Here is a 24,128-nt window from a genome sequence, read left to right as displayed (position 1 = left end):
GGCGGGGCCTGCCGGGTTCGCCCGACGGCGGTGCCATCATCGCGCATGGCGGCTCAGGACGCAGGTGCCGTGATCGGGTCCACCTGTGGTGTGTGCCGAAGACTCCTGACCGCGGCTGAAGAGCGTGCAAGACTGAGAGCATCATGATGCGCACGCTGATGACCTCGAAGATCCACCGCGCCACTGTCACTCACGCTGACCTGCATTACGTCGGCTCCATCACCATCGACCCGGATCTGCTCGACGCTGCCGGTCTGGTGGAGAACGAGCAGGTGACTGTTGTGGACATTGACAACGGTTCGCGGCTAGTGACCTATGCGATCGCTGGTGAGCGCGGCAGCGGCGTGATCGGCATGAACGGTGCGGCCGCGCGTCTGGTCTCCCCTGGGGATCTTGTGATCATCATGGCGTATGGGCTGCTGAGTGCCGAGGAGATCGCTGAGCATCAGCCGCGTGTGGTCCACGTGGATGAGCGCAATCGGATCGTGGCACTCGGATCCGACGGCGCTGCAGCAGTACCGGGCATGCGCGATCAGGTCGATGGGCGGCGCAGCCCCGGCATGCCGTGAGTGGAGTCCTCAGCGGCTTCTACATCGTCTGGGCGATCATCGCCGTCGGTTGGGCCGTCGGGCGCACGGGTGTGCTCGGCGAGAACAGCCGCCTCGTGCTGAATCGTGTGACGTTCTTCGTGTGCTCCCCCGCACTCGTTCTCACCGCTCTGCTGGACTCGGATCCGGCCTCGATCGTCGGCCCCGCGTTCTGGGTGGCGGGCATCTCCGGCCTGATCGCGGGCGCGATCCTGGTGGCGCTTGTGCGCCTGCTGACGGCGCGACGCGGAGCCGATGTGGTGATCACGGCGATCAGCGGCAGTGTGGTCAACGGCGCGAACATGGGCTTCCCGATCGCCGCCTACGTACTGGGCGATGTCTCCCATGCACTGCCGGTGATCCTGTTCCAGCAGGCTGTCTTCACACCCCTCTATCTCTTCGTGTTGCATGCCGTGACCAGCGGAGATCGACCCAGTGTCACGGCTGTGGTACGCAACATCGCGGCGAATCCGACGATCATCGCCACCGCCGTGGGCATGGCGCTGGTCCTCGCCGGTGTTCCCATTCCCGAGGTGGCGCTCGAGCCCGTGGTGACGCTGGCACAGATGGCGATCCCGGCGATGCTTCTGGCCTTCGGGATCTCCCTGATCGGTGCCCGCCCGCTCTCGGCCGGGGAGGGGTACCGCGGCCTCATCCTGCTCGCGACCGCAGCGAAACTCGCGCTGATGCCCGCCGTGGCGCTGGGCCTTGGTCTGCTGTGGGGCCTGCAGGGGCACGCGCTGTTCGCCGTTGTCGTGATGGCAGCGCTGCCCACCGCGCAGAACGTGTTCGTTGCCGCCAGCCGCTATGGGGCCGCCGAACCACTGGCTCGTGACACAGTGCTCGTGACGACAGTGGGCACCGTGCTGACGCTGTTGCTGATCTCGGCTGTGCTCGCGTGAGCGCCTGGGCCCCCGGGCTCCGGCGCCACGACATGCGTCGCCTGCTCACTGTCAGCGCCCCGCGGATCGTCCTGGTCCGGCGCCGTCGGGTCCAGGCGTCGCGGCGCAAGGTCTCGTTCCATGAAGAGTGACGCCGCGCCGATGGCCCCCACATGCGGCCCCAGGTTCGAGGAGACGATCTGCGCCTGTGCGGTGCCGGGGGCTGAAGCGTCTCGTGCTGCACGCTGCAGGTGCGGGATCGTGCTCTCCTCGACGATGTGCCAGTAGGGCCCGCCGATGATCACCTGCGCCGGGTCATGCAGATCGATCAGTGCACGCACTGCGGAGCCAAGCGCTCTGCCCGGGAGTTCGAGCACCGCCGCGGCTGCTGGATCACCATCGTTGGCCCTGGATGCGATGAGCTCCAGCTGTTCCCGGACGCCACGCTCCTCTCCTTCTTCCACCGGGATGCCTGCTTCACGGGCAGCGCCGATCACGCGGCGAGCGTCGGTGTAGAGGTTCAGGCAGCCGCGCCGTCCACAGCTGCACACGGCATCTCCGATGCCGGTGGGGAGGTGGCCGATCTCGCCTGCTCGGCCACCACCGTGCCGCAGGGTGCCGTCCTCTGCGCTCGCAGACCCGATGCCGTCACCGACGTACAGGTAGTCGTAGGTTGCCCCACGGTGCAGAGGCCTGCCCCACAGTTCCGCAGTGAGCGCCGCGTGAGTGTCCTTCGCGAGGATCGCCGGCAGGCCAGTGCGTCGACTGAGCTGGTCAACAACGGCGACATGGCGCCAGCCCGGAAGCCACGGCGGATCCACGACGATGCCGCGTACCGGGTCGATCCCGCCCGGGGATGCGATGCCGACGCCGAGCAGCTGCGGCGCCTCCCCGCCCGCATCTACTGCAGTGTCGCGTCCCTTTACGTGCTCGGCACGCAGCTCCGCATGCATCTCGTGGCGCAAAGACTCGATCGCCTCGCCGATGCGTGCGATGTCTGTCTCAGGGTCACGTGTGGGTGCGGCGATCAAGCGACGCGCTCGCGGCTGAAGGTCGAGATCGACGAGCACGACCGCGATCCGAGAGGGATCTAGGTGCACGCCGATGGCGAGGCGCGACTCCGGTACGACCCGCAGCACTGTCGACGGTTTGCCGCGGCCACCGGAGCGCGACCCATCGGTGCGCAGCAGCCCCTGGTCAAGCAGGCGGCGCACGATGAGGGAGACGGCCTGTCGTGACAAACCTGTGCGGCGAGCAGTCTCCGCCTGAGAGATCCCGTCCGGCGCGCGGCGCACCGCTTGGATGACGAGTTTCTCGTTGTATTCGCCGACGTCCGGCATCGAGGTTCCGCGCATGGCCCGCCTCCTGCGGTCGATGGATATCCGCCGTCCCGAAGACTCGCGGGAAGCAACATTGCTTATGTCCAACGGTGTGAGTAATGTACCCCATGCAGGCGTAGAGGTGTCCCTCACCTCTCGCTTTCGTTCGACGACGAACAACAGACCACCCCGTCGGTGGTCGGAAGGGCGGACCATGAGCACGTCGCAGACACTCGACGCGCATGGCGTCGAGAGCGGCACGGGAGGATCCTCACCCGGCCGCCGCGGCCGCACCCGCATGACGGGGCGGCAGAAGAAGAACCTGAGGACGGGGCTGCTGTTCATCTCCCCATGGATGATCGGGGTTGCCGTCTTCGTGATCTACCCGCTGATCTACTCTTTTGCGATCAGCCTCACGCAGTACTCCGGCATGCAGACGCCGACGTTCATCGGCCTGCAGAACTACGTGTCTGCCTTCACCGATCCGCTGGTGCGCACGGCCGTGGGGAACACGCTCTACTACATGCTGATCGCCGTTCCGGTGGGCCTCGTGGTGGCGCTGCTCCTCGCGCTGGCCATGAACCGCAACGTGCGTGAGGTGGCGCTGTACCGCACGTTGCTGTACCTGCCCTCGCTCATCCCGGCCTTCGCGATGTCGTTCATCTTCATCGTGTTCGTCAACCCCCAGTTCGGCATCATCAACCGGTTCCTGTCCCTGTTCGGGGCGCCCGATACGAACCTGTTGGGCGAGCCGAGCACGGCGAAGCTGGTCATGATCCTCATGGCACAGCTCGGAGCTGGCAACGCGGCGCTGATCTACCTGGCCGGCCTGCGCAACATCCCGGCGACGCTGTATGAAGCGGCGCGCGTGGACGGCGCTGGCCGCATGCGGCAGTTCCTGTCCATCACGCTGCCCCTGCTGACCCCGACGATCCTGTTCAACCTGATCACCGGTGTCTCTGGGGCGATGATGGTCTTCACCGAGGCGTACATCATGACCAACGGCGGTCCTGACAACGCCACGCTGTTCTACATGCTCTACCTGTACCGCAACGCGTTCTCGTACGGGCAGCTCGGCTTCGCCTCTGCTTTGGCGGTGCTGCTGTTCCTGTTCGGCATGGTGCTGGCCGGGCTCATCTTCTGGCTCTCGCGCCGGTTCGTGAACTACGACGTCTCGGCTGGCTGAGGAAGGACACATCATGGTCTCCCCTGCAATGACCACACCCGGTGGCGTCTCCGGCGGCGGTGCCACGCAGCTCAAGTCCCGTTCGAACTACGGGCGCAGCGCCGACGGCTCGCGTCAGGGCCCTGTCAGCGCATGGGTCTCCCGCATCGTGATGGTGCTGGTGCTCGCGCTGTTCTCCCTGCCGCTGTACTGGATGCTCATCTCCGCGCTGAAGTCCCCGGCCGAGCTCGCCGAGTTCCCGCCCACGCTCTTCCCACGGGAGATGCACTGGCAGAACTTCGCTGACGCCGTGGCCGTCATGCCGTTCTGGACGTTCTTCCGCAACAGCGCGATCATCACCATTTCTGTCGTGATTCTGTCGGTGGCCTCGAACTTCATCGTCGCCTACGGCTTCAGCTGCATCGACTGGCCGGGCCGCGACAAGGTGTTCTACGTCGTGCTGGCCACGCTGTTCCTCCCCTTCCCGGTCACGCTGATCCCCATGTTCGATATGTGGGCCAGCCTCGGGTTCGTGAACACGTGGGTGCCGCTGATCGCACCGGCGGCCTTCGCGGGCGGATTCTTCACGTTCCTGCTTCGACAGTTCATGAGTCAGATCCCGAAGGACATGCTCGACGCAGCCCGCGTGGACGGTGCCAGTGAATGGTCGATCGCCTGGCGGATCGTCTTCCCCACGGCCCGTCCGGCCGTCACAGTCATCGCAATCTTCTCGGCGGTGGGCACCTGGAACGACTTCATGGGTCCCTTGCTCTACCTGCAGGACCAGTCCAAGCAGACACTTGCCATCGGTATGCAGGTGTTCCGCACCGTCAACGCACAGGACGTGCCGTTCAACCTGCTGATGGCCGCATCCTTCCTGGTGCTGCTGCCTCTGGTGATCCTGTTCTTCCTGTTCCAGCGCTACTTCATCAGCGGCATCACCCTGGGAGGCTTCAAGTGATCAACCGTCGCACTCTGCTGAAGGCGCTCGGAGCGGGCGCCACCCTCACCGTCGCCGGCGGTTCCATCGTCGGCTGCACGAACCGCCCCGTCGGCGAAGACCGGGATCCGAACGTCGTGCGCATGTGGGGCATCTGGGCCTCCGACGCCGACAAAGAGGCCAAGATCATCGAGGCCTTCACGGAACAGAATCCCGACATCAAGGTACAGATCTCCCAGGTGCCGTCCAACGGCCAGGGTGACGCTTCCTCCGTGATCACGGCGGTGCGCGGCCGCACCGGCCCGGACCTGTACTTCATGGACCGGTTCAACGGTGCGCAGTTCGCATCGCTGGGCCTGCTCGAGCCGATCAACTCGCTGATCGAGGAGTACGAGAAGGTCGACCCCGAGGAGTTCATGTCCGGGTGGGTCAAGTTCGCCACCGACGAGCTCTTCTACGACGGCGAATGGTTCGGGCTGCCGATGGACACCGACACCCGCGCCATGTACTACAACAAGGACCTGGCCGAGGAAGCGCAGATCGACCCGAAGCTCCTGGACCCCGCGAACGGGCCCATGAGCTACGACCAGATCTGGGAGATCAACGACGCGTTCAACGTCACCGACAAGCGCGGCACCTATGAGCGGGTGACCTGGATTCCCTGGGATGATCAGGCCTCGCTGCTCATGTGGGCCATCGCCCAGGGCGCAACGTTCTTCGACAATGACACCTGCGAGATGACCCTCAACTCCCCCGAGATGCTGGGGGTCGCGGAGATGTACGCGGACTGGGTGGAGAAGCTGAACTATCCCCGCCTGGACGCGTTCAAGGCCACGTATCAGCCGCCGAACGCACCGCCCACGCAGACGTCGTTCTTCTCGAACCGTCAGCTGTTCCAGATCTCCGGGCCTTGGGGCGTGGGATCGCAGGCGGAGTACAAACCGGACATGCGCTACGGCGTCACCCACCTGCCGGTGCCCAATGAGGGCGATCGGCCCTTCACCTGGGCGGGCGGTTTCGCGGTGGCGATGCCGAAGGGCTCGAGCATGTCGGAAGCGGCGTGGAAACTGCTGAAGTTCTACGCGGGCTATGAAGGTCAGAAGATCCTCATGCCGCAGATCAGCCGCATCCCCACCAATATCGAGTGCATCAAGGACCCCGAGGGCTGGAATGCAGACATCCGCTTCTTCGTGGAGATCATGGAGTATGCCCAGTCTCGGCCGCCGCTGCCTGTGGGCACGAAGCTGTGGGACGCCATGTTCTCGATGCAGGGCAGCCTCAACCAGCGGTCCAAGACACCGCAGGAGGCTGTCGATGAGGCGCAGCGCTACGTGAACCCCACCATGAAGGGCTTCTGCCCGATCAAGTTGCCCGAGGGCTTCGGCGAACCTGATCCGAACTTCGAGATCGCCGATGAGGAGGAGCAGAAAGAGGCGCAGGCCTCCGACGGCGGCGCTGGCTGAGCGTCGTCGCGGAGTACGTCGCGCGCCGTCGGCGGCGTTGCTCCCCGCATCGACGCTCCCTGCGCGGTGCATCCAGCAACGGAAGGGTCCCATCCACGGATGGGGCCCTTCCGTCGTCGCTGCGAGCACTGGCGTAGGATGAGCGCGTGGCTGCACAGCTCCTGCTTCTGTAGCCGCATCGGAGAACGCGTGGCGCCGCCCGTCGGCTGGCGACGGCACCGATGCGGCCCCCTCGCCTGCGCGAGGGTTTTTTCATGTCGAGCGCGTGCGTCCGGAGCGCACCTATCCCTGAAGGACACCACCCGATGACTGAGGCACCATTCCGCTACACCGCCCAGATGGCCGATGAGATCGAGCTGCGCTGGCAGGCCCGCTGGGACGAGGAGCAGACCTTCGCTGCGACGAACCCGACAGGCCCCCTCGCCAGCGGCGACGCGGCAAGTGAGCTGCCGCCGAAGCAGTTCATCATGGACATGTTCCCCTACCCCTCGGGCAAGGGGCTGCACGTCGGCCACCCGCTGGGCTATATCGCGACCGACGTGATTGCCCGCCACCAACGGATGCTGGGAAAGAACGTGCTGTACACGATGGGCTACGACGCCTTCGGTCTGCCCGCTGAGCAGTACGCCATCCAGACCGGGACGCATCCTCGGACCACCACCGAGGAGAACATCGACAACATGCGCTGGCAGTTGCACCGGTTGGGGCTGTCCCACGATCGGCGTCGCTCCTTCGCCACCACGGATCCGGAGTACGTGAAGTGGACGCAGTGGATCGTGCTGCGGATCTTCGACTCCTGGTACGACCCCGAGGCACCGAACGTCGATGGCATCACCGGCAAGGCTCGGCCGATCAGCGAGCTGCCGGACGCCATTCGCAACGGGCAGGTCGATCCCTTCGCCCTGGCCGAGCGGCAGGGCATCCACCTGCCCGAGCAGTGGCAGGGACGCACTGCACAGGACGCCCGCGAGGCCGATGATGAGGAGCTGACTGCTCTGGCGGATGCGTTCCGTCTGGCATACCTGGCCGAGACACCGGTGAACTGGTGCCCCGGGCTGGGCACGGTGCTCGCGAATGAGGAGGTCACGGCGGAAGGCCGCTCGGAGCGCGGCAACTTCCCCGTGTACACGCGGCGGCTGAAGCAGTGGAACATGCGCATCACCGCGTACGCCGACCGTCTGCTGGAGGACCTGGACCGAGTGGAGTGGCCCGAGTCGGTGCGCTCCATGCAGCGCAACTGGATCGGTCGTTCCGAGGGTGCCCAGATCCGCTTCGAGGTGCCTGCAGCGGGCGCTGATTTTGAAGTGTTCACCACCCGCGCGGACACACTGTTCGGCGCGACCTTCTGTGTGCTGTCCCCCGAGCATCCGCTGTTGGAGGACCCGTCGGCCCTGCCGGAGGCCTGGCCGGAGGGCACGCGCGAGGCGTGGACCGCAGGTGCCGCGGATCCACGCGCCGCCGTGAGCGCGTACCGTGCGGCCGCAGCTGCCAAGGGCGATGAGGAGCGCACCGCCGACGACAAGGAGAAGACCGGTGTGTTCACGGGCTGGTTCGCCACCAACCCGATGGACGGTCGCCGTCTGCCGGTGTTCACGGCCGATTACGTGCTGATGGGCTACGGCACCGGCGCGATCATGGCCGTGCCCGCGGAAGACGAGCGTGACTACGCCTTCGCCGAGCGTTTCGATCTGGACGTGATCCGCACCGTCCAGCCGCCAGCGGATTTCGACGGCGGCGCCTGGACCGGTGAGGGCGAGAAGATCAATTCGGCGAACGCAGAACTGGACCTCAACGGCCTGGACAAGGACGCTGCCAAACAGCGCGCCGTCGAGTACGCGCAGGCGAAGGGATTCGGCCGCGCGAAGACCACGTACCGTCTGCGCGACTGGCTATTCTCCCGCCAGCGTTACTGGGGCGAGCCCTTCCCGATCGTCTATGACGTCGAGAAGCCCGATGTGCCGATCGCACTGCCCACCTCGATGCTGCCCGTGGAGCTGCCGGAGGTGGAGGATTTCTCACCGCGCACCTTCGACCCGGACGACGCCCAGACCGAACCGCAAACGCCCCTGTCGCGCAACCGTGACTGGGTGGAGGTGGAACTGGATCTGGGCGATGGCATGAAGCGCTACCGTCGCGAAACGAATGTGATGCCGCAGTGGGCCGGTTCGAGCTGGTACGAGCTGCGGTACACGGACCCGCTCAACGACGATGCCGTGACCGACCCGGCGAATGAGGCCTACTGGATGGGTCCGCGCCACGACGGCGATGTGGGTGGCGTGGACCTGTATGTGGGCGGTGTGGAGCACGCCGTGCTGCACCTGCTGTATGCCCGCTTCTGGCACAAGGTGCTGTTCGACCGCGGCGATGTCTCCAGTCAGGAGCCGTTCCACCGCCTGTTCAACCAGGGCTACGTGCAGGCCTACGCCTACACCGACGAACGCGGCACGTACGTTCCCGCTGACGACGTGGTGGAGGAAGCCGACGGCACGTTCACCTACAACGGCACGCCGGTCACCCAGGAGTACGGGAAGATGGGCAAGTCGCTGAAGAACATGGTGACGCCCGACGAGATGTACGCGGACTACGGCGCTGACACGTTCCGCGTGTACGAGATGTCGATGGGTCCGCTGGACCTGTCGCGCCCGTGGGAGACCCGCGCTGTGGTGGGTTCGCAGCGGTTCCTGCAGCGGCTGTGGCGCCTGGTGGTGGATGAGAATTCCGGCGAGGTGATCGTCTGCGACGAGCCGGCGGATCTGCCGACGAAGCAGGCCCTGCACCGCACGATCGATGCGGTGGCCCGTGAGATGGATCAGCTGCAGTTCAACACGGTGATCGCGAAGCTCATCGAGCTGGTGAACCACCTGACGAAGCTGGGGAGCAGCCCGCGTGAGGCGATCGAGCCGCTCGTGCTCATGACCTCGCCGTTCGCGCCGCATCTGGCGGAGGAACTGTGGCTGCGGCTGGGGCATGAGACGTCGTTGGCCCGCGAGCCTTTCCCGCAGGCTGATCCGCAGTTCGTGAAGGCTGATCAGGTCACGTGCGTGGTGCAGATCAAGGGCAAGGTGCGCCACAAGCTGGAGGTTGATCCCGAGATCAGCGCCGAGGATCTGGAGGCTCTCGTGATGGGCCAGGAACGCGTGCAGCAGCTGCTGGATGGGCAGTCTGTGCGCAAGGTGATCGTGCGCGCCCCGAAGATCGTGAACATCGTGGTCTGATACAGGCCCGATCGAGAGGGATCCCCCGCGCGGGGAGTCGCTAGCAACATCAGGGCCATTCAGCACAGCCGTCATCGAGGAGCCCGCGCGCAGTGAGTCGCTGACTGCTGTGCGCGGGCTTCCTCGCGTTTCCTCCCCATCGGGGGTTCGTCCCCAAGATCGGCACGCGCTGCACAGCACCGGGTTCGGCCCGCCTACGGTCGCCGCATGAGCAACTTTTGGGGATGCGATACACAGGCGATGACAGCGCTCGGCGAGCGATTCGCGGACGCGGCGGGGCGGGCCGACATGCTCGGCGCACACCTGGCGCAGGCGTCATTGACGGTGCGTTGGGAAGGACTAGATGCACAGGAGCATCGCGAGCGCACGCTGCGCGAGCTCGCCGTTCTCGCCGATCTGATGGAGGAGGTGCGTCGACTCGCGGAACGCCTCACGGGTGAGGCGGAGCAGCAAGATGACGCGAGTGACGCGGATTCGAGCGCCGATACGTCGACTCAGGCGCCCGGTCGCGATGGTGCGCCAATGCCGTGGCACCTCCCGCCGGGGCTACCGCGTTTGAGCCGCGAGGATGGCTTTCCCTCCCCTCAGCCGCCGTGGCCGGTAGGGCCTGGACTATATGACCCGGAGGGAGTGACGCGGTGGGCAGAACGTCTGCGCGGCATCGAGCTGCCGGACCTGAAGTATGTGCGTCTGATGATGGCCGATCCCACACGGCAATCCGGCGAGCGCCCGTGGCCGCTCCAGGCTGCACCGCGATCACTGGATGACCTGATGCTGCCCGATCCGCCGAGCGATCCGACCGGCAGCGACCTCGCGCCGTCGGCCGAACAGCAGGATGCAGCTGAGCGTAGTCGCGCCTCGATGCTGAGCATGCTGCCGATGGTGGGCCCGGTGCAGAAAGTCATGGGGATGCACACGGCGCTCGGTGCGGGACTCGAGGGAACACGGGATGCTTTCGTCGCAGAGGACGCCCACGCAGCCGCCGCTCTCATGACCCCGTTCCGTGTGTCGCACGCGCTCTCCGGGGCCATGCTCGGTGAGCATTCGATGCTCGGGCAGGTCGGCAGTGTGATCGATGCGAAGCTCGCTTCCGCTCTGCAGACTCAGGCAGATCTCACCTCGGCCGTGGAGAACCGCGACCTGGGAGCCGGCGCGCGCGCTGTTGAGCAGGCGATGTTCCGTGATGCGGGAAGCACCGGAGATCTGCTCATGAGCTCGCCGCTGAGTACCGTGGGCCACACGACGGCAGAGCTGACCGCTATCGCTTCGGACGCGACGCGTCCGGTGGCGCCGGGCGTCTCCGAGGCTCTGGGGGATGTCAGCGATCACGTGTCAGAGCAGGTCGATCGGTTCGAGCGGTGGACGGATGCCTCGGCTCACGCCCAGCGGTTGTATGACCTGCGCCGCGAGGCAGTGCCGCTGCCGTGGGACGAGCCGCGCTGACCCGGTGAGGTGTCCGGATGTTCGCATGGTGATGCCGGGCCCGCATGCGTGAAGCCCGGCATCACCACTATGGAGTATGTAACCACTGTGAAGAGGTTGGTCAGAGCGGCGTGGATGCGGTGTCCTCGTCGACCTCCGGGGTGGGGCTCGTCGTGGTCGGCGCCTCCCCCACAACGGTGAGCTCGAGGCCGTCGCCAGCCGCATCGACGTCGGCACGGATCTGCTGACCGTCGTGCACCTCACCGCGCAGGATCAGACGTGCCAGGGCGTCACCGATCTCCTTCTGGACCAGCCGCTTCAAGGGTCGTGCGCCGTACAGAGGGTCGAAGCCCTGATCGGCGAGCCACGTCGTCGCAGCGTCGGACACCTGCAGCGCGATCCGCCGCTCCCGCAGGCGCCGAGCCACAGCCTCCACCTGCAGGGTGACGATGCGGCCCAGCTCGTCACGGCTGAGCGAGTCGAACATGACCACGTCATCAAGCCGGTTCAGGAACTCAGGCTTGAACGACGCCCGCACGACGTCCATCACCCGCTTGTGCCGCTCCGACTCGGGCAGCTCCACATCCTGCAGGATGTGCGCACCGAGGTTCGAGGTGAGGATCAGGATCGTGGAGCGGAAGTCCACCGTGCGGCCCTGTCCATCGGTGAGTCGACCGTCGTCGAGCACCTGGAGCAGGATGTCGAACACGTCCGGGTGCGCCTTCTCGATCTCGTCCAGCAGCACCACCGAGTACGGCCGACGGCGCACCGCCTCCGTGAGCTGCCCGCCCTCGTCGTAGCCGACGTACCCCGGAGGGGCACCGACCAGACGCGAGACGGTGTGCTTCTCGCCGTACTCCGACATGTCGATGCGGATCATCGCGCGCTCGTCGTCGAAGAGGAACTGCGCAAGCGACTTCGCGAGCTCCGTCTTGCCCACACCCGTCGGCCCCAGGAACAGGAACGATCCGGTGGGACGGTTCGGATCGGCGATTCCGGCCCGGGCACGGCGCACCGCATCGGACACCTCGGTCACAGCGCGGCGCTGCCCGATCAGTCGCTGCCCGATGATGTCCTCCATCGCGAGCAGCTTCTGCGTCTCCGACTGCAGCAGACGACCCGCCGGGATACCCGTCCAGCTCGCGACGACCTCGGCGATGTCGTCGGGCCCCACATGGTCAGAGACCAGCGGCCGCTCCTGCTCGCTAGCGCCGGATGCCTCATCCTCTTCGGCCTCATGCAGCTGTTTCTTCAGCTGCGGGATATCCCCGTAGAGAATCTTGGAAGCAGCGGTGAGATCGCCCTCGCGCTGGGCGCGATCAGCCTGCATGCGCAGCTTCTCAAGCTGGGCCTTCAGATCGCCCACCAGGTTCAATCCGGCCTTCTCTCGCTCCCAGCGGGCCGAGAGCTCCTCCATCTGTTCAGTGCGGTCCGCAAGCTGCGAGCGCACCGACTCCAGCTGGGCGATGCTGCCCGGATCATCCGAGCCGTCGAGCGCCAGCTCTTCCATCTTCAGGCGGTCCACCTGGCGGCGCAGCATGTCCAGCTCGACCGGCGAGGAATCGAGCTCCATCCGCTGCCGGGACGCGGCCTCATCCACCAGGTCGATGGCTTTGTCGGGCAACTGACGGCCGGAGATGTAGCGATCGGAGAGCGTGGCTGCCGCCACGAGCGCCGCATCAGTGATGGAGACCTTGTGGTGGGCCTCGTACTTGTCCTTCAACCCGCGCAGGATCGTGATGGAGTCCTCCACGCTGGGCTCACCGACGAGCACCTGCTGGAAGCGACGCTCCAGCGCCGGGTCCTTCTCGATGTTCTCGCGGTACTCATCGAGCGTGGTGGCACCCACCATGCGCAGCTCGCCGCGGGCGAGCATCGGCTTGAGCATGTTGCCCGCGTCCATCGAACCGTCGCCGGTGCCGCCGGCACCCACCACGGTGTGCAGCTCATCGATGAAGGTGATGATCTGGCCATTGCTCGTGCGGATCTCGTCCAGCACGGCTTTCATCCGCTCTTCGAACTCGCCGCGGTACTTCGAACCGGCCACCATGGAGGACAGATCCAACGAGATGAGCCGCTTGCCGCGCAGGGAGTCGGGCACATCACCGGCAACGATGCGCTGGGCAAGGCCCTCCACCACGGCGGTTTTACCCACTCCGGGCTCACCGATCAGCACGGGGTTGTTCTTAGTGCGTCGCGAGAGCACCTGGACCACACGTCGGATCTCGCTGTCACGTCCGATCACCGGGTCCAGTCGGCCCTCACGGGCCTGCTCCGTGAGGTCGATGCCGTACTTCTCCAGGCTCTGGAAGGTGCCTTCGGGGTTCTGGCTGTCGCTGTGAGGCATGGGGTCTCCTCCTGTGAGACGGTCGACGGCATCGCGCAAGGCCGCTGGTCCCGCATCTGCAGAGCGCAGGAGGGAGGCGGCGGTGTCCTTGCCGAGCGCGATGCCGATGACCAGATGCTCGGTGGACAGGAACTGACGGTGGCGGGAATCGGCTTCGGTGCGGGCTGCCTCCAGGGCGTCGTAGCCGGGTCCGATGAACGTGGGGTGGCCGCTGTCGCCGCTGACACGCGGCAGCGATTCGACGGCAGAGGTGACGCGCTCCTGGAGCCGGTCGAGGTCATGCACGACCTCTGCCAGGGCGGCGCGGGCGATGCCGTCACGCTGGGCCAGGAGAGCCTCGAGCAGATGCAGCGGGGCGATCGACGGGTTGCCGAGCTCCGCGGCGCGCTGCGCGGCGGCTGTGACTGCGTCCTGCGAGCGGGTGGTGAAGCGGAAGTCCACGGGGCTCCTTCCTATGGCGATGCGGCCCGTTGGGTGGGGCCGGATGCACGGACCATCCGCGCATCACAGAGGTCACAACGTCATCTAAGTTGAGTCTATTCCGCTCAACTTTGCGGGGGTGGCGGATCTGTTCTGTGCATCCACACCCTGTCCTTTCCGGTGAACGATCGCAGGTAGCATCACACACGGATGCCGCGGCCCTGGATGAGGGGAGGCCCGGTTCCAAACATGCACGTCCCCGCCGTCAGATCTCGAGGCACTCCATGACGTACCCCCAGGGTCACTACGCTCCCGGGCCCGGGCATCAGCCCACGGGTCGACCGCGTCCCGGCGCGGCTCCCATGCCCCAGGGCGCTCCGTCCTTCCAGTCCAATCCGCATTACGTGGACTACGGCAACCCGCGCGCGTATGACACATCTGTCAGGCCGGCCACCGGTCTGACCCGGGCACGCCACGCCCCCGCGCAGATCTCCCGGCCGAACACCGCGCAGCCGCAGTCAGCCTGGGCTACCCAGACCCGCCGCATCCAACAGGTCGCCGACGAGAAAGCGCTGGTCCCCTTCGCGAAAATGGCCATGTGGATCGCCGTGATCCTGCTGGGCATGGCACTCGTGCTGGTTCTGGGCTACTTCTTCCTCGATTACATCATCGGGTCAAGCTCGAATCCGATCTGGTGGCCGATCTCCGCATTCCTCGCGTTCTTCTCCTTGCTGGTGATCTTCTGCACCGCATTCCTCGCCGACAGATGGGATCCACAGCCCATCGGTCTGCTGATCGTGGCCGTGCTGTGGGGAGCAGCGATCGCGACGTTCGTCAGCTACTGGGTGAACACGCTCGGAAGCATGGTCGTGTACACGCTCTTCGGTGAGGCTGCGGCCAACTTCTACGGACCTGTGATCAGCGCTCCGATCGTCGAGGAGATCACCAAGGGGCTCGCCCTGCTCCTACTGCTGTTCCTCGCGCGGCGCTACTTCAACGGACCACTGGACGGCCTCATCTACGGCATGCTCGCCGGTGGCGGCTTCGCATTCACCGAGAACATCATCTACTACACCCGCACCTATGACGATGCCGGCGTGGGCGGACTGATCTTCATCGTGGTCATCCGTGGTGTGCTGAACATCTTCGGTCACGCGATCTACACCGGCCTGACCGGCGTGGTCATGGGTTTCGTTGCCCGCAAGTGGGGCACCATCCCCGGGGCGCTCTCGTTTGTTGTCGCGCTCATTCCCGGCATGCTCCTGCATGCCGCATGGAACTTCACCGCCGGGCTTGGCGGCGGGCTGATCGTGCTGCTCCTCATGTTCGGCGGGCAGGCGCTCATCACGCTGATCTTCATCTTCGCGATCCTGATTCTGCTCTGGGACGAAGCACGACTGACCCGCGTACGCCTGGGCGATTACGCCAACCACGGCTGGCTCACCCACGAAGAGGTGAACATGCTGGCCACGTGGCGTGGACGTCGCGAAGGCAAGCGATGGGCCGCGTCCTTCGGAGCCAAACGGCTGATGAAGCGGTTCATCAGGGAAGCGGCCGATCTTGCCTCGGTGCGTCAGCGGCTGCTGGCCGACGGTCAGGATCCGAAGGCTGTGAAGCACGAGGCTGCTCTGCTCAACCAGCTCACCCGAAACCGTCAGGAGCTGTTGCAGGCCGCTCGGTGATCAGCAACGCAGCGCTCTGATCACCGTCGGCGTCGGTCACGACTGTCGCGGCCACGCAACCGATCGATCTCACGACGTTCACGCTTGGTGGGCCGCCCCGTACCGCGTTCACGCCGCGGTGGCGCTGCTGCAAGCTGTGGGATCGGCTCCGGGCTGTGGTCGTCGTAGGACTCGCGTGCGATCGGAGCACCCACCCGCTTCGTGAGAATGCGGGTGACCACCACGATCCGTTCGCGCCCCGGTGAGCGCACGCGCAGTTCATCGCCCAGGCGGATCTGCTGGGAGGCCTTCACACTGTCGCCGTTACGACGCACGTGCCCTGCGCGCACGGCAGCGGTGGCTGCTGATCGTGTGGGGAACAGGCGCGCGCTCCACAGCCACACGTCCACCCGCACCGATTCGGGGCCGGGCCGTCGGTCCCGTGCATCCTGCAGCTGCCTTCCCTCCCCCATCGGCGGCGTTCCGCTGTCCCTGGTCATGCTGGGTGGCTCATGGCTGCGGCCGCGTGATCAATGGCCAGGGATCGTGGCGTTCGAGCAGCGCGGCGATCCGCAGCAGCAGGGCGTCGTCGCCGGGTCGCACGGCGCCGATGTGCACGCCAAAGGGCAGCTCGATCCCGTCGATGCGCTCGCGGTGGATCGGTACGCTGATCGCGGCGCAGCCGGTCATGTTCCAGGTGCTCGTCCACGGGGTGAAAGCGCACTGGGCCGCGAAGTCGGCAGCACCGTCGGCCAGCTGCAGATCGGCCGGGAAGGCCGGCGGACCGGACAGGGACGGCGTGAGGATAGCGTCGAAACCCGCGAAGGCCTCGCCGGCGCGGCGCGCCACGAGCTGCATGCCGGCAAGAGCTTTCGTGACCGCCACACCGTCATAGCCGCGGCCCTGTTCCCGCAGCCAGCGGGTGAGCTCAAGCAGCAGCGGCTCTGCCTCGGGCGGCAGATCAATCGATGCAGCGCCGACGGTCCACAGCGGCATGAAGGCCCGCCACTGCTGCGGCGTGAACGGTGCGGGGATCGGCACTGCCTCGTGTCCGAGACCCTGCAGCACCTGGATGGCACGCTCGAGCCCCCGCAGCGCCGCGGGGTGAATATCTGTCACCGTGTTCAGCGGCTCCGTGAGCACGCCGAAACGGAGCGGACGCTCGCTGTGATCCGGAGCCTGCGCGGCAGCGAGGAATCCATCGGCGGGCATCTGCGCACTGAATGCGTCCCCGGGGCGTGGGCCGGCGATCACATCGAGCCCGGCAGCCAGGTCCGCGACGGTGCGGGCAAGCATTCCCTCGGTGACGAGGCCAGGCCCTTCGGCACCGTACGGCCCGGTGGAGACAAGGCCACGGGTGGGTTTGATGCCGAGCACACCGCAGCAGGCTGCGGGGATCCGCACCGATCCGCCGCCGTCGCTGCCATGGGCGATCGGCACAGTCCCGGCGGCCACAGCCGCGGCTGCGCCACCGCTGGATCCACCGGCGGTGCGGCGCAGATCCCAGGGGGTGCGTGCGGGGTCGCCGATCGCCGGCTCGGTGTAGCAGGGCATGCCGAACTCGGGCACCGACGTTTTGCCAATCGTGACCGTGCCGGCGTCGAGGATCGACTGAGCCACGCCATCGGTGACGTCGGCGATCGTGCCAGCCAGGGCGGCGCTACCAGCGGTGTACGGCTGGCCGGCCACGCGGGTGAGGTCCTTGATGGGCAGTGGCACACCGAGCAGCGGTGCCTGCTGGGCCAGTTCCTCGATCGTGCCCGTGGAGCGCGCGGTCTTCAGGCGGTCGGTGGCGTCCTGGGCCTGCTGCAGGCTGAGCTCCTGGAGCACATGGGCGAAGGCGCCGACGCGTCGGCCCGCATCCTGCGCGTCGGCGAGAACGGACTGCGTGTGCTCGACCGGGTCGATGTCTCCGGCACGCAGTGCGGCAGCAAGCTCGAGGGCGCCCAGCGCCTGCCCGGCGCTTGCCGCTGCGGGTGCGGGGGTCACTGCTCTGCCTCGCGGCCGCGTCGGGTCTGCGCCACGTGCTCGAGGATGCCGGGCACGGCCGCGGTGATCTGGCTCCACGCGAGCTCGAAGTCGCTTTCGTCGCCGTACCAGGGGTCGCGGATGCCGGTGTCCTCTCCGGCCTCGGGATCGAAGTCGCGCATCAGGTGCAGCGTGTCTGCCACGCGTGAACCGCCCAGGCGCTGCAGCGGCCCCACATGGTCATGGTCGAGCGCGAGCACCAGGTCAGCCCGGTCGAGCTGCTCCCGGGTCACGGCCTGCGCGCGGTGCGCCGACGCGTCGATCCCTTCCCGGCGCAGCAGCGCTCCGGCCCGCGGATCCACGGGATTACCTACCTCATAACCGGTGGTGCCTGCCGACTCCACCTGGACCTCGCCAAGGTCCGGGCGCTGCGCCACGGCCTCTCGCAGCGCGTACTCGGCCATCGGGGAACGACAGATGTTTCCGGTGCAGATGGTCAGGATGCGGTAGGCCACGGCTCGGCGCTCCTCTCAACGTGTGGTCCCGTATCGCGCCGTCGCGTCCATCGCGCGGGTGAGAAAGGATGCGTTGGCGCGGACGTCAGGGGTGGATTCGGTGCCGCTCACGCTACACTGCCGAGCATGCCCGCGCCCCTGATCTGGCACATCACCGAGCAGGCTGCCTGGGAGAAGGCGGTCCGGCGCGGCGAGTACACGCAAGCCACCCGCGGCCAGGACCTTGCGGAGGTCGGCTACATCCATGCGGCCTGGCCGGAGCAGATCTCCCTGGTGGCACTCAAGGCGTATCCGGATCGGCCCGACGGCCTCGTGATTCTCGAGATCGATGTGGCGCGCGTGGAGGCCGCCCAGGTGGCGGTCGACATCGAGGCGGATCCGCACGGGGGTCGCGGCTGGCCGTGCATCCGTGGGGCGCTGCCGATCTCTGCGGTGCTGCGTCTTCGCCGCACCCGGTGGATTGGCCGCGAGTTCGTCGTCGTCGCCTGAGCCGTCGGCCTGCGGGACCAGCCTCCGTCCCGTCGCGTCGGTCGCGGACGTACCATCAGGCATGGCCCGCTATCTCGACATTCATCCCGTGGATCCGCAACCGCGTCTGATCGACCAGGCGGTGTCGATCCTGCGCGATGGGGGTCTGATCGCCTATCCGACCGACTCCTGCTACGCGCTGGGCTGTGCCCTGGACGCCCATGAGCCGCTCGAGCGGATTCGCCGCCTGCGGCAGGTGGGCAATGACCACAATTTCACGCTGGTGTGTGCGGACTTCGCGCAGCTGGGCCAGTTCGTGATCGTCTCCAATCCGGTGTTCCGTCTGGTGAAGAACGCGACTCCGGGGCCGTACACGTTCATCCTGCCGGCCACCAAGGAGGTTCCGCGACGGATGTCGCACCCCAAGCGCCGCACCGTCGGCGTGCGCATCCCCGACCATCGCGTCACGCACGCACTGCTGGATGCGCTCGGTGAGCCGATCGTCTCCTCCACGCTGCTGCTGCCGGGCCATGAGGAGCCGCTGACCGAGGGGTGGCTGATCAAGGAGGAGCTGGACCATCAGCTCGACGCGATCATCGACGCTGGGGAGGTGGGCACCGAACCGACCAGTGTCGTGGACCTCAGCGGTGGTGATGTGACGGTTCTGCGCGAGGGTGCCGGGGACGTCGCACGCTTCTGAGCGGCCGTCGACTGCACACCGCGAGCGCCATGCCCGTGACGACGGACGTGCTGCAAGACTCCCCCGGCAACCCTTACCGGGCCCGAAGGGAGTTCTTACGATTCGCTGACGGCATCGTCGCCGCCGTTCCGCGCTGCAGCAGCGCCCGTCTCGTGCCCCGTCGGCGCTTTCCTCCCATCCAGCGAGAAAGAGAAGAGCGCAATGCCCAGCGCGTAGATCGGCACGAGGAACAGTGCCCAGCGGAGCGTGAAGGCGTCCGCGAGTGCGCCCACCACCGGTGGGCTGACGAAGAAGCCGAGCCGGGCGATCCAGCCCACGAGTGTCACGCCCACGCCATCGCCCAGCCCGGGCATCTCATCTGCAGCGCGGAACGCAGCAGGGAACAGTGTGGCCACACCCCAGCCGGCTAGGGCGAACCCAAGCAGAGCCGTCACCGGGTGCGGCACCAGCAGCGCGAACGTCATGCCCATAGCCGACAGCACTGCCCCGATGCGTGCCGTGAGCCGGTCACCGAGCCGATCCACCACGGCGTCACCGACGAAACGGCCGATCGTCTGCGCGCCCTGGAGCGCCACGAACGCCATGCCCGCCATGAACGGGGTCACGGCGAAGGTGTCGTCCATGAACAGGGCGCCCCATGTGTTGCCGGCATCCTCCGTCGAGCCGGCGAAGATGAGGATGATGCCCAGTGACAGCACCATCAGCACCGAGCGCACAGACTGCCCGGCGATCTGCCGCCCCGCAGGCACCTGGGAGACATCGCCAGGGACTTCTCCGGCCGAAGCCGCTGATGGGCCCGCCATGCTCTCGCGTTCCGTCCCGTCGGGCCCGGCGAGCATGAAGCGCGAACCGACGAGCGCAGCGGCGCCGAAGATGACCAGGCCAAGCACACCTTGAGCCCACAACGGCAGCCCCACCTGCGCCCCCGCCGAACCGAACAGTCCGCCGCCAACAGCTCCCAGGGACCACCAGCCGTGGTAGCTGTTCATGATCGAGCGGCCGTAGCGTCGCTCCACGCGCATGCCGTGGCGGTTCATGGAGATGTCGGTGATGGCGTCCGCCGCCATTGCGATCATGAGCGAGGCGGTGAGCCACAGCCAGGATTGCGCCACGTACACGAGCAGGTGGCTGGTGGAGGCGATGATCTGGAACAGCACCGCGGTGCGGGCGGAGCCCAGGCGTTTCATGATCTTCGCCGCACCGAGCCCGGCGAGCAGTCCGCCCAGAGGGCCGAGTCCAGCGGCGAGCCCGAGCTCTGTGTTGGTCAGGCCGATCGCGCGAACCAACTCGGGGTAACGCGGCAGGATCGCGCAGAAGGACGCCCCGTTCAGGAAGAAGATGAGTGAAACAGCCCAGCGGGCGCGACGCGCATCCGGGGCTACACGGCGTGCAGCGAGATCACGGGAGGCGAACACGGCAAACCATTATCCTGCTGCGCGGGTGCGCCATTCAGGACGTCTGCGCAATGTGAGGCTCGTCGGCGTACTGGCCTGGGTGTGCGCGGCACACCGCGGACTTCCGCACCGCGTGAGGCCGTAGGGTGGCGCCATGTCGACTCATATCGGAGCATCCCCCGACCAGATCGCCCCCTACGTGCTGATGCCGGGAGACCCGTACCGGGCCCGGTGGATCGCTGAAACCTTCCTCGAAGACCCCGTGCAGTACAACGACGTGCGCGGCATGCTCGGCTATACCGGCAGCTACAAGGGTGTGCGCATCTCCGCCCAGGGCTCCGGCATGGGCCAGCCGTCCATCGGCATCTACGCGCATGAACTGTTCGCCGAATACGACGTGCAGGCCATCATCCGGGTGGGTACCTGCGGTGGCTTGTCCGAGGCGGTCGCGGTGCGTGACGTGGTGCTCGGGGTGGCCGCATCCACGGATTCGGCGATGAACCGGCCGCGCTTCGGTGACGTGACCTTCGCTCCCGCCGCAGACTTCGAGCTGGCGCGGATCGCTGCGGACGTCGCGCAGGAACGGCTGTTGCCGATGGTGGCAGGTGGCCTGTTCAGCTCCGACCAGTTCTACAACCCGAACACGACGATCGCGGCAACACTTGCGCGGTACGGCGTGCTGGGCGTGGAGATGGAGGCGGCGGCGCTGTACACGCTGGCCGCACAGTTCTCGCGCCGCGCACTGGCGATCTGCACCGTGTCGGATCACCTCATCAGCGGTGAGGAGACCAGCGCCCAGGAGCGCCAGGAGTCCTTCGATGACATGGTGGTGATGGCGCTCGAGTCGGTGGTGCGCCTGCACGAACGCCACGGCCACTGAGGCCTCTGGTCAGAAGAGCACACACACGGGCCGCCCCAGCACTGCGGGGCGGCCCGTGTCGCGTCTGCGTCTGTCGCGTCTGTGTCTGCCGTGTCGATGTCGAGGCGACCGGCTCAGGTGAGGAATCGGGGCACGAGTTCGAAGGTCCCGAATAGCGCGACGATGCACATGCCCAGGCCCACAAGGAACGTCACCGGGGTGAACAGGCTCATCACGTACAGGCCGCCGACGAACAGGCCGAACAGCACGATGAACAGCGCGATGCTCACAGGCAGGCTGTTGCCTTCCGACGTCGTCTCCGCGCTCGTGGCGACGGGGTCGGTCTTCTCGCTGCTCATCAGGCTGTGCTCCTCCCGAGGCTGACGGGCCTCTGCACCGGGCCCATGGTCCCGATCATCGTAGACCAGAGCCGACCTCGACGTCTCCTTCGACGCTGTGCGTGATGGACTGCACCAGGGAGCGGACGAGCCCATGCGCGTCGGCATCGAGCTCCGGATGCCACTGCACCGCCAGCACGGGCGCACCGGAGCGCGCTTCGAGCGCGAGCGGCAGGCCGGTGCTGTGGCGTGCCACGACCCGCAGGCCCTCGCCGACGGTGCGCACACCCTGGTGGTGGAAGGCGGTCACGACGCTGCGGCCATCGAGCGCGAGCGCCAGGTCGCTGTCGGGTGCCACCTCGATCTGCACCTGCGTGGGTGCGGTGCCGGTCTGTGGGTACGACGGCAGATCCTCGGGCAGATGCTGATGCAGCGTGCCGCCTTCGGCAACGAGCACGATCTGTGCACCGCGGCAGATCGCGAGCACAGGCAGCCCGACGCGTCGCGCAGTGCGGTAGAGCTCGGTCTCGAAAGCGTCCCGGGCGGGATCGGCAGGGAAATCGGTGACACGCGCCACGCCGCCGTAGAGGGTTGGATCCAGATCGGTTCCACCGGTGAGGATGATGCCGTCGAGCTCGGCGAGTTCATCCTCGGTCCACGCATCCTGCACGGACAGCACCACGGCGCGCGCTCCGGCCTCCCGTACGGCGCGCACATAGTGCTCGGTGAGCACCACCGCGTCGTGGCCGGCCCAGGCGCCGTCCATCATCGGACGGGTCCCCGCGGTGATGCCGATGAGCGGGCGACGTGCTGTGCTGCGCTGCGCCATGACTGATCCTCTCCGCTAGGGACCCCGCGATGGGGCCCGTCGTTCGCTGGTCCTTCCCCGGCTCGGTCTGTTCCCGGGCGATGCCCTCACAGCCTGCCGTTCGCCGACGTCTCGCGGCGAGGTCCGTGACCGAATGTGACGCCCGGGCATGGATCGGGGTGCGGACCGGGGGCACTGATCGGGGCATGGATCGAGGTGCAGCCCTCACGTCGTGAGGCCATCGGTGCGCGGCCCTCACATCCCGCATGCGACGGCATGCGCTCTCCGGCCCGTCCCGTCAGCGTCCCGGGTCGTGATAGGAATCCCGCATGACCGGCCACTCCCCCAGCCCGCAGATCCCGCAGATGACGCACTCGCGGGTGCTCGTGATCCAGCATGAGGACGACTGCCCGCTCGGCGAACTCGCTACCGCACTGCACAGATCCTCCGCGTCAGCGCGCGTGGTGAGGGCGCATGAGGGCGAGGAGGTCCCCACCGACCTCGAGGGCGCCGACGCGCTCGTGGTGCTCGGCGGCGGCATGGGGCCGCGCGATGATGCTGAGCATCCCTGGCTTGAGCCGACGCGCGCCCTGCTGCGGCGTGCAGCAGCCGAGGATGTGCCGACGCTCGCGATCTGCCTGGGTGCGGAGCTTGCCGTCGACGCGCTGGGCGGAGCGACGGGCCGGGCCGCTCATCCGGAAGTCGGGCTGTGCTCCATCACGCTGACGGCAGCGGGCTGCGACGATGCGCTGCTGGGCGCTCTGCGTGCGAGTGAGGATGCGGGCGCGGAGTCACCGGACATGAAGCAGCGTGCCGCGTCATCGGAGTACGCGCGGCCAGAGTCGGTGAGGAACGTTGCTGGCTCGGTTCCTGCTGTGCCGGTGCTGCAGTGGCATCAGGACACTCTTGCGCAGATGCCGCCCGGCGTGACCGTGCTCGCGACGGGCCCCGACGGTGCTGTGCAGGCCTTCCGCGTCGGCGCCAGCTTCTGGGCGGTGCAGTTCCATCCCGAGGTGCAGCCCGGAATCGTGCAACGCTGGGCAGAGACCTCGAGTCTCACGCCAGAAGGCCGCACACCGGACAGCTTCGCCCGCGAGATCGAGGATGCACAGGCGGCGCGGAGCGCCTGGGCACACCTGCTGGGCGCCTTCGCACAGCGGATCGTCCCGTCCCCCCGGAGCGGGGAATGAGGAGTCCCTCAGCGATCAGGTGGGGCCGCGGGCATCGCCCCGGGTTTGATCGCGACATCTAACAGCCGGCAGGACACGCGATTCATGGCAGCGCCACGGAAGCCCTCGTCATGACCTTATATAGCTAGACGGTATGGGTGACCCCGATCGGGGGTGAGGCTCTGGCAGGCCGGGGCCTCGCCGCGCAACGATTCGTGGGTTGCCGGACAGGGGCGTCCTGTCCGGCCTTTCCGACATACGTGGGAGGCCCCGGTTGTTTACTGAGCGTACGAGTGTCGGCCTGGACGTGCATGCCCGCAGCGTGGTGGCACATGCGATGGACGTCCAGACCGGAGAAATCTTCAAAGCCCGACTCTGCCCCGACCCCGCAGAAGTCACCGGCTGGATCAAGGCGCTGCCCGGACCAGCCGCGGCGATCTACGAGGCCGGCCCGACCGGATACGGCCTCGCCCAAACACTCCTGTGAAG

Annotated in this window: 21 protein-coding genes; 13 read left to right on the top strand and 8 right to left on the bottom strand. The window is 67.0% G+C overall.

What is annotated here, in order from left to right:
* Positions 1–143 precede the first annotated feature (143 nt).
* Positions 144–569, top strand: a complete 426-nt coding sequence (gene panD / locus C8271_RS05800; protein WP_106506508.1) for an aspartate 1-decarboxylase — start codon at positions 144–146, stop codon at positions 567–569.
* Complete coding sequence (locus C8271_RS05795; RefSeq protein ID WP_106506507.1) at positions 566–1,489, top strand: AEC family transporter; 924 nt, start codon at positions 566–568, stop codon at positions 1,487–1,489. Before panD ends, C8271_RS05795 begins: the two co-directional genes overlap by 4 nt.
* Here the strand turns inward: C8271_RS05795 and C8271_RS05790 are convergent.
* Positions 1,393–2,823, bottom strand: a complete 1,431-nt coding sequence (locus tag C8271_RS05790) for an ROK family transcriptional regulator (RefSeq protein WP_106506506.1) — start codon at positions 2,821–2,823, stop codon at positions 1,393–1,395. The genes C8271_RS05795 and C8271_RS05790 overlap by 97 nt on opposite strands.
* Positions 2,824–3,001: 178 nt before the next feature.
* Here C8271_RS05790 and C8271_RS05785 point away from each other — a divergent pair, with 178 nt between their 5' ends.
* The 5 genes from C8271_RS05785 (at position 3,002) to C8271_RS05760 (ending at position 11,013) form a co-directional block, all read left to right on the top strand.
* Positions 3,002–3,973, top strand: a complete 972-nt coding sequence (locus C8271_RS05785) for a carbohydrate ABC transporter permease (RefSeq protein WP_106506505.1) — start codon at positions 3,002–3,004, stop codon at positions 3,971–3,973.
* Between the two features lie 13 nt (positions 3,974–3,986).
* Complete coding sequence (locus tag C8271_RS05780) at positions 3,987–4,913, top strand: carbohydrate ABC transporter permease (protein ID WP_245920948.1); 927 nt, start codon at positions 3,987–3,989, stop codon at positions 4,911–4,913.
* The gene (locus C8271_RS05775; protein ID WP_106506504.1) at positions 4,910–6,355 is read left to right on the top strand and encodes an extracellular solute-binding protein; all 1,446 of its coding nucleotides are present in this window, start codon (positions 4,910–4,912) and stop codon (positions 6,353–6,355) included. Before C8271_RS05780 ends, C8271_RS05775 begins: the two co-directional genes overlap by 4 nt.
* A 305-nt stretch (positions 6,356–6,660) precedes the next feature.
* Positions 6,661–9,570, top strand: coding sequence for a leucine--tRNA ligase (leuS, locus tag C8271_RS05770; RefSeq protein WP_106506503.1), 2,910 nt, complete (start codon positions 6,661–6,663; stop codon positions 9,568–9,570).
* A gap of 207 nt (positions 9,571–9,777) precedes the next feature.
* Positions 9,778–11,013, top strand: a complete 1,236-nt coding sequence (locus tag C8271_RS05760; protein ID WP_138774533.1) for a hypothetical protein — start codon at positions 9,778–9,780, stop codon at positions 11,011–11,013.
* 100 nt (positions 11,014–11,113) lie between these two features.
* Here the strand turns inward: C8271_RS05760 and clpB are convergent, their stop codons facing one another.
* Positions 11,114–13,780 carry an ATP-dependent chaperone ClpB gene (clpB, locus tag C8271_RS05755; RefSeq protein WP_106506500.1) on the bottom strand — a complete coding sequence of 889 codons (2,667 nt, stop codon included), beginning with the start codon at positions 13,778–13,780 and terminating at the stop codon, positions 11,114–11,116.
* A 341-nt stretch (positions 13,781–14,121) separates the two neighbouring features.
* On the opposite strand from clpB, the gene C8271_RS05750 reads away from it, so the two are divergent.
* A complete protein-coding gene (locus C8271_RS05750) occupies positions 14,122–15,441 on the top strand; it encodes a PrsW family intramembrane metalloprotease (protein ID WP_245920946.1) in 1,320 nt (439 codons plus the stop codon).
* A 20-nt stretch (positions 15,442–15,461) separates the two neighbouring features.
* On the opposite strand, the gene C8271_RS05745 is transcribed toward C8271_RS05750, so the two are convergent.
* From C8271_RS05745 to C8271_RS05735, 3 genes are read right to left on the bottom strand one after another with little or no spacing between them, the layout of a single operon-like run.
* Entirely contained in the window at positions 15,462–15,893 is a 432-nt protein-coding gene (locus C8271_RS05745; protein WP_106506498.1) for an RNA-binding S4 domain-containing protein, read from the bottom strand.
* Between the two features lie 37 nt (positions 15,894–15,930).
* Complete coding sequence (locus tag C8271_RS05740) at positions 15,931–17,409, bottom strand: amidase (protein ID WP_106506497.1); 1,479 nt, start codon at positions 17,407–17,409, stop codon at positions 15,931–15,933.
* On the bottom strand, positions 17,406–17,903 hold the full coding sequence (locus C8271_RS05735; RefSeq protein WP_106506496.1) for a low molecular weight protein-tyrosine-phosphatase: 498 nt from the start codon (positions 17,901–17,903) through the stop codon (positions 17,406–17,408). Before C8271_RS05735 ends, C8271_RS05740 begins: the two co-directional genes overlap by 4 nt.
* 126 nt (positions 17,904–18,029) lie before the next feature.
* Here C8271_RS05735 and C8271_RS05730 point away from each other — a divergent pair, with 126 nt between their 5' ends.
* Complete coding sequence (locus C8271_RS05730; RefSeq protein WP_106506495.1) at positions 18,030–18,392, top strand: DUF952 domain-containing protein; 363 nt, start codon at positions 18,030–18,032, stop codon at positions 18,390–18,392.
* A 61-nt stretch (positions 18,393–18,453) separates the two neighbouring features.
* The gene (locus tag C8271_RS05725; protein WP_106506494.1) at positions 18,454–19,071 is read left to right on the top strand and encodes an L-threonylcarbamoyladenylate synthase; all 618 of its coding nucleotides are present in this window, start codon (positions 18,454–18,456) and stop codon (positions 19,069–19,071) included.
* A 95-nt stretch (positions 19,072–19,166) separates the two neighbouring features.
* On the opposite strand, the gene C8271_RS05720 is transcribed toward C8271_RS05725, so the two are convergent.
* The gene (locus C8271_RS05720; RefSeq protein ID WP_106506493.1) at positions 19,167–20,486 is read right to left on the bottom strand and encodes an MFS transporter; all 1,320 of its coding nucleotides are present in this window, start codon (positions 20,484–20,486) and stop codon (positions 19,167–19,169) included.
* A 133-nt stretch (positions 20,487–20,619) separates the two neighbouring features.
* Here C8271_RS05720 and deoD point away from each other — a divergent pair, with 133 nt between their 5' ends.
* Entirely contained in the window at positions 20,620–21,345 is a 726-nt protein-coding gene (gene deoD, locus C8271_RS05715) for a purine-nucleoside phosphorylase (RefSeq protein ID WP_106506492.1), read from the top strand.
* Between the two features lie 113 nt (positions 21,346–21,458).
* Here the strand turns inward: deoD and C8271_RS05710 are convergent, their stop codons facing one another.
* Together C8271_RS05710 and C8271_RS05705 are read right to left on the bottom strand one after the other, a co-directional pair.
* A complete protein-coding gene (locus tag C8271_RS05710) occupies positions 21,459–21,683 on the bottom strand; it encodes a hypothetical protein (protein ID WP_106506491.1) in 225 nt (74 codons plus the stop codon).
* A gap of 55 nt (positions 21,684–21,738) precedes the next feature.
* Positions 21,739–22,491: a gamma-glutamyl-gamma-aminobutyrate hydrolase family protein gene (locus C8271_RS05705; RefSeq protein WP_106506490.1), complete on the bottom strand. Its 753-nt coding sequence runs from the start codon at positions 22,489–22,491 to the stop codon at positions 21,739–21,741.
* A gap of 308 nt (positions 22,492–22,799) precedes the next feature.
* Between C8271_RS05705 and C8271_RS05700 the strand changes: the two genes are divergently transcribed.
* The gene (locus tag C8271_RS05700) at positions 22,800–23,660 is read left to right on the top strand and encodes a type 1 glutamine amidotransferase (RefSeq protein WP_106506489.1); all 861 of its coding nucleotides are present in this window, start codon (positions 22,800–22,802) and stop codon (positions 23,658–23,660) included.
* 253 nt (positions 23,661–23,913) lie between these two features.
* A complete protein-coding gene (locus C8271_RS05695) occupies positions 23,914–24,126 on the top strand; it encodes a hypothetical protein (RefSeq protein WP_138774532.1) in 213 nt (70 codons plus the stop codon).
* Positions 24,127–24,128 lie beyond the last annotated feature (2 nt).

The organism is Brachybacterium timonense, assembly GCF_900258505.1.
GTDB classification, from domain to species: domain Bacteria; phylum Actinomycetota; class Actinomycetes; order Actinomycetales; family Dermabacteraceae; genus Brachybacterium; species Brachybacterium timonense.
The sequence above is the reverse complement of the archived record's forward strand: the minus strand, read 5'-3'. Positions and strand labels throughout refer to the sequence as shown.